The 9,707-nt window shown below is 72.6% G+C and carries 9 protein-coding genes; 5 read left to right on the top strand and 4 right to left on the bottom strand.

All coding sequences use genetic code 11. The features are described 5' to 3' along the window. The 4 genes from ACFQ4H_RS34075 to ACFQ4H_RS34060 form a co-directional block, all read left to right on the top strand. On the top strand, positions 1 to 445 hold a 445-nt coding region (locus ACFQ4H_RS34075; protein WP_377579278.1), incomplete at its 5' end, for an acyl carrier protein. A gap of 5 nt (positions 446 to 450) precedes the next feature. Beyond that, positions 451 to 1,758, top strand: a complete 1,308-nt coding sequence (locus ACFQ4H_RS34070; RefSeq protein ID WP_377579276.1) for an MFS transporter — start codon at positions 451 to 453, stop codon at positions 1,756 to 1,758. Beyond that, complete coding sequence (locus ACFQ4H_RS34065) at positions 1,755 to 2,504, top strand: thioesterase II family protein (protein WP_377579274.1); 750 nt, start codon at positions 1,755 to 1,757, stop codon at positions 2,502 to 2,504. Before ACFQ4H_RS34070 ends, ACFQ4H_RS34065 begins: the two co-directional genes overlap by 4 nt. Then, the gene (locus ACFQ4H_RS34060; RefSeq protein WP_377579272.1) at positions 2,501 to 4,876 is read left to right on the top strand and encodes an amino acid adenylation domain-containing protein; all 2,376 of its coding nucleotides are present in this window, start codon (positions 2,501 to 2,503) and stop codon (positions 4,874 to 4,876) included. The genes ACFQ4H_RS34065 and ACFQ4H_RS34060 overlap by 4 nt, the downstream gene beginning before the upstream one ends. Before the next feature lie 7 nt (positions 4,877 to 4,883). Here ACFQ4H_RS34060 and ACFQ4H_RS34055 read toward each other — a convergent pair whose 3' ends face one another. The 4 genes from ACFQ4H_RS34055 to ACFQ4H_RS34040 all read right to left on the bottom strand — a co-directional run bounded on the left by ACFQ4H_RS34055 (position 4,884) and on the right by ACFQ4H_RS34040 (position 7,241). Further along, positions 4,884 to 5,132: a phosphopantetheine-binding protein gene (locus ACFQ4H_RS34055; RefSeq protein WP_377579270.1), complete on the bottom strand. Its 249-nt coding sequence runs from the start codon at positions 5,130 to 5,132 to the stop codon at positions 4,884 to 4,886. After that, a complete protein-coding gene (locus ACFQ4H_RS34050) occupies positions 5,122 to 5,340 on the bottom strand; it encodes an MbtH family protein (RefSeq protein ID WP_377579268.1) in 219 nt (72 codons plus the stop codon). The genes ACFQ4H_RS34055 and ACFQ4H_RS34050 overlap by 11 nt, the downstream gene beginning before the upstream one ends. A gap of 69 nt (positions 5,341 to 5,409) precedes the next feature. Further along, positions 5,410 to 6,171 carry a thioesterase II family protein gene (locus tag ACFQ4H_RS34045; RefSeq protein ID WP_377579266.1) on the bottom strand — a complete coding sequence of 254 codons (762 nt, stop codon included), beginning with the start codon at positions 6,169 to 6,171 and terminating at the stop codon, positions 5,410 to 5,412. Continuing rightward, positions 6,168 to 7,241, bottom strand: a complete 1,074-nt coding sequence (locus ACFQ4H_RS34040) for a cytochrome P450 family protein (RefSeq protein WP_377579264.1) — start codon at positions 7,239 to 7,241, stop codon at positions 6,168 to 6,170. Before ACFQ4H_RS34040 ends, ACFQ4H_RS34045 begins: the two co-directional genes overlap by 4 nt. Positions 7,242 to 7,329: 88 nt before the next feature. On the opposite strand from ACFQ4H_RS34040, the gene ACFQ4H_RS34035 reads away from it, so the two are divergent. Next, a partial coding sequence (locus ACFQ4H_RS34035) for an amino acid adenylation domain-containing protein (protein WP_377579262.1) occupies positions 7,330 to 9,707 on the top strand: 2,378 nt, incomplete at its 3' end.

Genomic DNA, 9,707 nt, shown 5'->3' with positions numbered 1-9,707 from the left:
GCCGGACGCCCGCGTGGGCGACCTGCCGGTGCCCCCGATCCGGACGGCCCCGGTGCCGGTACGCCCGCGCCGGCAGGCCGCCGACCCGCCGCGTACCGACACCGAGCGCAGGGTCGCCGAAGCCTGGTGCGCCGTACTGGGTCTCGAACACATCGACCGCGACGTCAACCTCTTCGAAGCCGGGGCGTCCTCGCTCAGCGCGGCCCGGCTGCACGTGCGCCTGTGCGCAGCGTTCGACGTCTCGCTGCCCATCACCGACATCTTCCGGTGCCCGACCGTGGCCAGCATGGCAGAAGTGCTCGACAACGAAAACATTGATACAAATACCATTCACACAGCGGCATGGCTGGCCCGGATCGACCGGCGCCGACAGGCGCTGCACGCCCACCCTGGCCGGGGACGACGACCTCGACACCCGAGCCGCGATCACGAGGGTACCGACTGATGGTGATGAGTTTCGCGCGGCCGCTGCGGCACTCCCAGTTCCGCCGGGTCTGGTTCGGACAGGCGATCAGCTCCATCGGCGACGGTATCTTCGCCGTCGCGCTGATCGGGCTCATCCTGCAGAGCCATCGCAACTCCGACCTCGGCTACGTGATGGCCGCCGAAGGTGCCGCCATGGTCGCGATGTCGCTGGTCGGCGGCGTGCTCGCCGACCGGATGCGCAGGTCCCGGGCGATGGCGTTGTCCGAGATGGTCCGCCTGCTCGCGGTGACCGGGTTCGTGCTCGGCGCGGCGCAGGGGCCGCTGATCCTGTCGCTGGTGCTGGCCGCCATGATGGGCGCAGGAGCGGCACTGTTCCAGCCCGCCTTCGGGGCGCTGACCCCCTCGCTGGTGCCCGATGAGGACCTGCCTGCGGCGAACGCGCTGCGGTCCATGACGACCCGGGCCGCCGCGGTGATCGGCCCCGCGCTGGGCGGCCTTCTGCTGGCCTTGAGCGGCCCGCGTATGGCCCTGCTGGTCGACGTGGCCACGTTCGCGGTGAGCGTGCTGTTCCTGATCGGGATCAAGGACCGGGCGCCCCAGCGCGACACGCCGCAGAACGTGTTCCGGGAGGCCCACGCCGGTCTGTCGGCGGTCGCCGCCCGGCCGTGGGTGCTCACCATCATCCTCCAGGGCACCGTCCAACTGCTGCTGGTCATGGGCCCCGCGTTGGTGCTGCTGCCGATCCTGCTCAAGGACCGCGGGCACTTCGCGGCATACGGCGTGATGGTGGGTCTGCAGGCACTCGGGTCGGTCCTCGGCGGCCTCACCGTCTCGGCGTACCAGCCCCGGCAGCCGGGCGTCGCGGGGGTGTGCGCGCTGGCCCTGCTCAGCCTGCAACTGCTCGCACTCGGCCTGGACCTGCCGCTGTACGTGCTGGGCGCGACGATGGTGGCGACCGGGTTCGGCTACTCGGTCTTCGGGGTGCTGTGGTCCAGCGCCCTACAGCGCTCCATCCCGGGCGAGCTACTCGGGCGGGTGATGTCGGTGGAGATGCTGGGCACGTTCGCGCTGGCGCCGGTCGGGCTCGCGCTGGCACCGCTGGCGATCACCGCGTGGGGCACCCAGCCGGTCCTGCTCGGCGCCCTGGTCGTACTGCTGGTCTCCACGGTGCTCCCGCTGGCGCAACGTGACGTGCGCCGGTTCGCCGACACCGCGCCGCCCGCCGACGCGGCCACCGGCATCCGTGACGCCGACCCGGGCGACGACGACACCGCTGACGATGCAGACGAGCCGGCGACGCGGCGCCCCGTGGCCCGAACGGAGCCGTCATGAGCCCCAACCTGGTGCGGCTGTCCGAACCGGGCACCACCGCGGTCTACCTGTTCCCGTTTGCCGGCGCGAGCGCGAGTTCGTACTGGTCCTGGGCCGAACTGCTGCCGCCCGGGTTCGAAGTGAGCGCGGTCCAGCTGCCGGGGCGCCAGGACCGCTGGCAGGACCCTCCGTACCAGCAGTTCGCCGACCTCGTCGACGATCTCGCCGACGACATCGCGGCTGCGGCGGCGGGCCGCCCGACAGTCCTCGTCGGGCACAGCATGGGCGCCGCGATCGGGTACGAGGTCGCCCGGCAACTGCAGGCCCGGGCGGTCGCGACGCCCGCGCTGCTGGCCGTGTCCGCCGCGATCGCCCCGCACGTGGCACACGACAACATGGCCGTACGGCAGCTGTCCGACCCCGAGCTGATCGAACTGGCGGGCCAGGGCGGATGGCTCCCGACGACCGTGCTGCAGACCCCCGAGCTGCTGGAACTGGTACTGCCGATGCTGCGGGCCGACCTGGAGCTCATCGACGACTACCGGTACATACCCGGGCTGCGGCTGACCTGCCCCATCAGCGTCCTCGGCGGTCGCCAGGACCCGCTGGTACCCACGGCAGCGCTGGAGAGCTGGCGCGAGCTGACCGAGCACCGGGCCACCGTCCGCACCTTCGACGGCGGCCACCACTACCTGTGGGACCACGAACACGAGGTCGCCTCGGCACTGCTGGCCGACCTCGCGGCGGCCGAGGGCACACCGCGATGAACGCGTTCCCCGCGATGGTCGCCGCAGCCAACGACACCCAGGCCCCCTTCGACGCCGACGCCACGATCGTCGACCTGCTCGACCGGGCGGCGGCACGGCATGCCGACCACCCCGCGCTACGCACAGCCACCGGCACGAGCGTCAGCCACGCCGAGTTGGCCGACCAGACCCGCACGATGGCGAGCACACTCACGGCGTACGGGGTACGCCGTGGCGAAGCGGTCGCGGTGCTCGTCGACCACCGGCCCGAATGCGTGGCGGCGATCATCGCCGTGGTGCGGACCGGGGCGTTCTACGTCCCGCTCGACCCGCGCTGGCCCGACACCCGCATCGCCGAGGTCCTCGCCTCGCTACGGGTGACCAGCCTCATCGTCGCGCCGGAGTTCGCCCGGCGGGCATTCGACGTGGCCTGCGGCCTGCCGCTGCTGACCCGGGTGTTCCACACCGCCGCGCCGGACCGGGCAGCGGAACTCGCACAGGTCGCCGAGGTTTGGGACGCGATCACCAACACCGACGACATCGCGGCGGCTGCCGGGTTCAACCTGGACCGTGGCGGCTACCGCTTCGACGCCGACCAGGTCACCGCGTACGCGCGACACGTCGCCGGGCTCGTCCTGTCACGCTACCGCCCCGGCTCGACGGTCGCCGAGATCGGCGCCGGCAGTGGCCTGATCGTCGCCGAGATCGCCCCCCGGGTCGCCCGGATGATCGCCCTCGACGCCGCGCCCGCCGCGATGGACCGCCTCGCCCGGTGGGCCGAACAGCACGGGCTGCCGGTCACCGCGACGGCGGGCTGGGCGCACCAGGCCGGGCCGCTGCTGCGCCGGGCCGGCGATGTGAGCGTCGTCCTGCTTGCCAGTGTCGTGCAGTACTTCCCCGACGCCGCCTACCTGCGCGGCGTGCTCGACGACCTGATCGCTGCGACGGCACCGGGCACCGCGATCGTGGTCGCGGACGTGGTCGACCCGCCGTCCGGTCAGTTCCCCGGCAGTCTGCGCCTACCGCGACAGTGGTGGCACGACTTCGCCGCCGGCTACCCGGGAGCCGGGCTGGAGCTGCGCGGCCGGGACGGTACCGGACTCGCCGGGCCGCTGGCCGCACGCTACGACGTCGTGCTCACCACCCCGGCCACCCACGCCGTGCGTACCCCGGCACCGCGCCGTGCCGGCCCGGACGACCCGGCACGCCTCGACGAACCGGCCCCGCACGCCCCGGCACCGGCCGGCCCGCGACCCGACGACCTCGCATACACGATCACGACATCGGGCTCGACCGGCGTGCCGAAAGCGGCCGCGATCAGCCACACCAGCGTGGTGAACCTCGTCGGCTGGTTCAACGAGCGCAACGCCGTCGGCCCCGCCGACGTGATGCTGCAGGCCGCCCCGTTCTCCTTTGACCTGTCCGTGTACGACCTGTTCGGCGTCCTCAGCGCCGGCGGCAGCCTGCTTCTGCTGCCCGATGCGGAACTGGCCGAACCCGGCCGCGTGGCCGCAGCCCTGGTCGAGCACGCGGTGACACTGTGGAACTCGGCGCCGGCCGCGTTCACGGCCGTGCTGGAGTTCCAGCGCACCCGGCCAGGCACCGGCGGCACCGCGCTTCGCCGCGTGTTCCTCAGCGGGGACTGGGTCCCGCTGACCACCCATGCCGAACTCGCGGCAGCGTGGTCGACCGCGACCCTGGTCGCGCTGGGCGGTGCCACCGAAGCCTGCGTGTGGTCGAACGACTTCGTCGTGCAGGCCGTCGACCCGCGATGGCGCAGCATCCCCTACGGCCACCCGATGAGCAACGCCCGCTACTACGTACTCGCCGACGACGGCACCCCGTGCGCGCTCGACGAACCCGGTGACCTGTACATCGCAGGCACCTGCGTGGCGGTCGGATACCTCAACGACGCCGCGCTGACCGCCGAACGTTTCGTCCCCGACCCGTGGTCGCCGACACCGGGCACCCGGATGTACCGCACCGGCGACCGGGCACGCTGGACCTCGCACGGCTGGGTGGAGTTCCTCGGCCGGCTCGACCACCAGGTCAAGATCCGCGGATTCCGCATCGAACTCGGCGAGATCGAGAGCGCCGCCGCACGGATGCCGGGCATCGCCGAAGCCGTCGCGCTTGCCTTCGGCGCGGCGCACACCCCGGAGCTGGGCCTGGCGGTGCGGGCCGGCGACGGCGTCACCGAGCAGGCCGTACGCGAATTCCTGCGCGGCGTGCTGCCGGCGTACATGCAGCCCAGCCGGGTTCGGGTGATCGCGGCGCTACCGGTGTCGGCCACCGGCAAGGTCGACCGCAAAGAGCTGGCGGCGACATTCACGGCCCCCGGCGGCCCGGCCCGCTACCGGGTACGCGCGGCCGGCACCGGCGCACCCGCGTAACCGGGCGTCAGGACGGGGAGTCCGCGCCGAGCCGCTGCTCGACCAGGCGGGACAGACCCCGCACCGTCGGATCGTCGAAGAACTCGACCAGCGTGACCCGCACCAGCAGGTCTCGTTTGACCTGGCTGACGAGCCGGCCCGCAGTCAGCGAGTGCCCGCCGAGGGCGAAGAAGTCGTCGTCGAGCCCCACCTCGGGCTGCTCCAGCACCGCGGCGAACATGCCGCTGAGCCGATCCGTGAGCTGCTCACCCGTCATGACGCGCCCCTTCGGCGGCACCCTCGCGGACACTGCGCGGACGCATGTCGGTCCACACCTGGTCGATGTACGCCAGGCAGTCGCCCTTGACCCCCTGGAACCCCGCAGCGGTCCACCCCGGTGGCACGTCGCGGTCGACCGGCCAGATCGAGTACTGCTCCTCGTCGTTGACGACGACCTGGAGGACCTGGTCCTCATCGGTGAACACGGTTGGTCTCCCTCGCTCTCGTATGACAGTGGCTGCGGAACCCTTCGACACCGCAGACGAGCATGGCCGTCAGCCTGCCGTCGTCCGGCCCAGCGCGGCGGCGATGGCCGAGGTGACCTCGACGGCGTGGTCCAGCAGGAAGAAGTGCCCGCCGTCGTACGTGTGCACCGTCGTCGGCGCGGTGGTGAGCTCGGCCCACGGCAGCAGTGTGGCGGGCGGCGAATCCGGGTCGTCGACCCCGCCGAACACGGCGATCGGGCAGGCCAGGCGTTCGCCGACGTTTGCCCGGTAGGTCTCGACGGCGGTGAAGTCGGCGCGCAGCGTCGGCAGCATCAGTTCGATCAGATCGCGGTGCTCGGCGAGCTGCGGCGGGATGCCGCCCAGTGCCTCGATGCGGGCCAGGAATGCGTCGTCGGGCATGGGGTGGTACGGGACGAACTCGGGGTCGACCACGTGCGGCGCCCGCCGCCCGGACACAGCCAGCAGCCGGGGCGCGGCGACGTCGAGCCGGGCGAGTTCCGCCGCCACCTCGTACGCCAGGATCGTGCCCATGCTGTGCCCGAACAGGGCGTACGGCCTGCCGTCGAGGTCCGCCGCGATCGTGGTGGCCAGCCCCGGCACCATCGAACGCAGATCGGTGACCGGGTCCTCGCCGAGACGCTCGGCGCGTCCGGGCAGTTGGAAACTCACCAGGTCGACCTCGGGCAGCAGCGCCGCCCACGGCCGGTACGCTGCGGCGCTGCCACCTGCGAACGGGAAGCAGTAGAGGCGGATGCCGGGCCGACCCGGGGTGAGCCGGTGCATGCCGGCGATGGAGGCGACGGGGTTCATGTCGTGTCTTCGTCCTCGGCTCGGGGGGTGGGGACAAGGGTCAGGGGCAGTGAGTCGAACCCGTGGTATGCGGCGCCCGCCGTGGGCCGCACGTCCGGGGTGGACAACGCCGCACCGGGGAAGCGCTCGCGAAACCGGCTGAGCACAAGGTTCGCCTCGATCATGGTCAGCTGCATGCCGGGGCAGTAATGGCGGCCCTGGCCGAACGCGAGCACCGGCGCACCTGCCGCAGCCCCTCCCGTCAGCGACACCATCAGCAGGTCGCCCGCGCGGATCCGCTGGTCGTCGAAGACGCACTCGCGGGTGGCGACCCGGCTGACGTAGCGCAGCGGCGGATAGTCCCGCAGCACGGCGTCGAGCAGCCCGTCGACGTCAACCATGCCCGGATCGGGCGCGCGCAGCAGCTCCCACAGGCCCAGGGTCAGCAGCCGGCCGGAGGTCTCCAACCCGCCGAACAGCATCATCGTGTGCGCGGCAAGGTTCTCGCGCGCGTCGGTGCCGCGGTAGACCGGTCCGGGGCCGCGAGTGGCACCGGTCTTCAGCGCATCCTCCAGAAACGACGCCATCTCCTCGACAGCACGCTGGGCGGCGCGTGCGTAGTCGAGGCGGTACACCGCGCCGAGGAACCGGCCGATGTCGGTCGACCAGCGATGCAGCAGCCGCGGATCGATCGCGGGCACCCCCAGCGCCAGCGCGATCACGCGGGCGGACACGGGCTGGGCGACGTCACGCACGCCGTCGGCCTTGCCCTGCTCGGGCAGCGCGTCGAGCACCTCGGCGACCACGGCCTCGATCGCGGGAGTCAGCGCGGTGAGCGCCGTACGGGTGAGGTTGCCCTGGGACAGGCGCCGCCGCTCGGTGTGCTCGGGCGGGTCGTGCTGGACGTACCAGCGGGAAAGGATGTCCAGCAGGTGGGCGCACTCGGTGTGGATCGCCGTGTTGCTGAACCGGCGGAAGGCCGTGCCCAGCGTCTGCGAGCTGAACCGGTCGTCGGTGAGCACGGCGCGGCTCAACGCGGGCTGCTCCACCAGCCAGCACTCAAGGTCGGCCGACCAGGACAGCGAGGACATGCGGGGACCATAGCGCGAGCTGGGCCGCGGCAGCGGTCCGGGAAAATCCCTACTGCCGGCCCGCCGCGGGGCCGGCTTTGCTGTTCGGGTGGACGACGCAACCGCCGGGCGCCGGCCTGATCTCATCCACGCCGTCTTCCGTGCCCGGGCAGCGACGCGGCCCGACTCCGTCGCGCTGATCCAGGGGCGCCGGCGCGTCACCTACCGCAGCCTTGACGAGTCCTCCGACGCGGTGGCGTCGCTGCTGCACGCCCGCGGTGTCGGGCCGGGGCAGACGGTACCGGTGCTGCTGGCCAGCTCGGTCGAGCTCGTGGTGGCGCTGCTGGCAGTGCTCAAGTGCGGGGCGGCGTACGCGGCCCTGGACGCGGCCTGGCCAGCCGCCCGGCAGCGGGCCGTGGTGCGGCAGGTGAACGCCAGGACGGTCATCGTCGGCTCACCGGAGGTGTTCCCCGACGGCCTCGTTCTTCCCGGCGCACCTGTGCCGCCCGGCGGCCCCGCCCCGGTGCCGGATGCCGACATCACCGGTGCCGATCCGGCGATGGTTTTCTTCACCTCGGGCACGACGGGGCGGCCCAAGGCCGTGGTGTCGCCGCATCGGGCGACCCTGCGGCTCTTCGACGACTGCCCGTTCGCCAGGTTCGACACCAGCACCGTGATGCCACAGGCCGCCGCTGTGCCGTGGGACGCGTTCGCACTGGAGCTGTGGGGCCCGCTGCTGAACGGCGGCACCTGCGTGCTGCTCGACGATCACCCGTTCGGCCCGCGCGGGCTGCGCCAGGTCATCCGACGGCACGGGGTCGACACCGTCTTCCTCACCACGTCGCTGTTCCACCTGGTCGTGGACGAGGACGTGGCCGCGTTCACCGGCCTGCGCACGGTCATCGCCGGGGGCGAGGAGCTGCGGCCCGACCAGTGCGCGCGGTTCCTCGCCGTCCATCCCGGAATCCGGCTGGTCAACGGCTACGGGCCGGTCGAGAGCACGGTGTTCGCGCTCACCCACGACGTGACCGCGCAGGAACTGCACGGCCCGGTGCCGCTCGGCCGGCCGGTGCCACACACCCAGGTCGTGGTGGTCGACGACGGGCGGATCTGCGACCCCGACGAGGTCGGCGAACTGTGCATCGCCGGCGACGGCCTGGCTGTGGAGTACCTCGGCGATCCGGCGGAGACCGCCGCGAGGTTCGTGACCCTCACCCTCGCCGGCTCACCCGTACGGCTGTACCGCACCGGCGACCGGGGAAGCCGGCGAGCCGACGGCGTGTACCTGTTCGCCGGCCGCGCCGACCGGCAGGTGAAGGTACGCGGTCACCGGGTCGAGCCGGCGGCCGTCGAACGGGCCGCGGACCTGGTCGCCGGCGTCCGGCGCAGCGCCGCCGTGCTGCTGCCCGGAGCGGGTGGCGGATACGAATCGATGGGTCTGGTCTACCGGGCCGAACCTGCGGCGGGCGCCACCCCGCACACCGTGCTCGCCGCCCTGCGTGCGGAGCTGCCCGCCTACAGCGTGCCCGCCCGGGTCGTCGAGGTAGCCGCGTTCCCGCTCACGCCGACCGGCAAACTCGACACCGCTGCGCTGCGCGAACTGTTGCGCCAAGCCCCGTCGGCAGTCGGCGGGCAGGCGAGCGGCGTCGTTGCGCGGGCGTTCGCCGAGGTGCTCGAACTCACCGCGGTCGACCCGCACACGTCACTGTTCGAGCTCGGCGGCACGTCGCTTTCGGCGATCCGGATCTGCCACCGGCTGGGCGCGCAGTTGGGCCGCCCGATCCCCGTCTCGCGCCTCATGCGGGCCCAGACCGTGGCGGCGCTGGAACGCTGGCTCACCGAACCACTGCCCGCTGCGGCGCCCGACCCCGCCGATGATCCCCCGCCGGCCGCCGATCGCGACAGCGTGCCCCTGTCGGCGATGCAGGGCGGGTTCCTGCTCGGCAACCTGGACCCCGAGTTCGACCTCGCCGCACTCTGCCCGATGATCTGGGAGATCGACGGGCCCGTCGACGTCGCGGCGCTAGCGGCTGCGGTCGCCGACGTGCACCACCGCCACGGGTACCTGAGCGCACGGTACGACCTGACAGCCGGGGCGCTGGCCACGCCCGGCGACCGCGGATCGGATTTCCAACTGATCAAAGTGGCCAACGAGGCTGCGGCGCGGCGACTGCTGTACGAGGCGCTGTCCCGGCCGCTGGTGCTCGCCGACGCCGAGGTGTGGCGGGTCGTGCTCGTCCAGACATCGTCGCGGCGGTCGCTGCTCGGGATCGTGGTGCACCACATCGCGTTCGACGGGTGGTCCGAGCACGTGCTGGCCCGCGACCTCGGCACCGCGTACGCCGCCCGGGTCGACGGCTGCGCGCCGCGGTTCGCGTACCCGGTCCCCGGGCTCGCCGACGCCGACCGCCTGCAACGGCAACTGCTGCAAGCTGCGGACCTGGCCGAGCAGGCCCGGTTCTGGCGCGCGGAGCTGGCGGGCGTCCC

It is taken from the genome of Micromonospora sonneratiae (assembly GCF_042679305.1).
GTDB lineage: Bacteria > Actinomycetota > Actinomycetes > Mycobacteriales > Micromonosporaceae > Micromonospora_H > Micromonospora_H sonneratiae.
This window is presented reverse-complemented; position numbering and strand designations above follow the sequence as displayed.

Coding starts and splice junctions, on each gene's coding strand:
- ACFQ4H_RS34060 (WP_377579272.1), top strand. CDS start 2,501: ATGAACGCGTTCCCCGCGATGGTCGCCGCAGCCAACGACACCCAGGCC.
- ACFQ4H_RS34045 (WP_377579266.1), bottom strand. CDS start 6,171: ATGAACCCCGTCGCCTCCATCGCCGGCATGCACCGGCTCACCCCGGGT.
- ACFQ4H_RS34055 (WP_377579270.1), bottom strand. CDS start 5,132: ATGACGGGTGAGCAGCTCACGGATCGGCTCAGCGGCATGTTCGCCGCG.
- ACFQ4H_RS34070 (WP_377579276.1), top strand. CDS start 451: ATGAGTTTCGCGCGGCCGCTGCGGCACTCCCAGTTCCGCCGGGTCTGG.
- ACFQ4H_RS34065 (WP_377579274.1), top strand. CDS start 1,755: ATGAGCCCCAACCTGGTGCGGCTGTCCGAACCGGGCACCACCGCGGTC.
- ACFQ4H_RS34040 (WP_377579264.1), bottom strand. CDS start 7,241: ATGTCCTCGCTGTCCTGGTCGGCCGACCTTGAGTGCTGGCTGGTGGAG.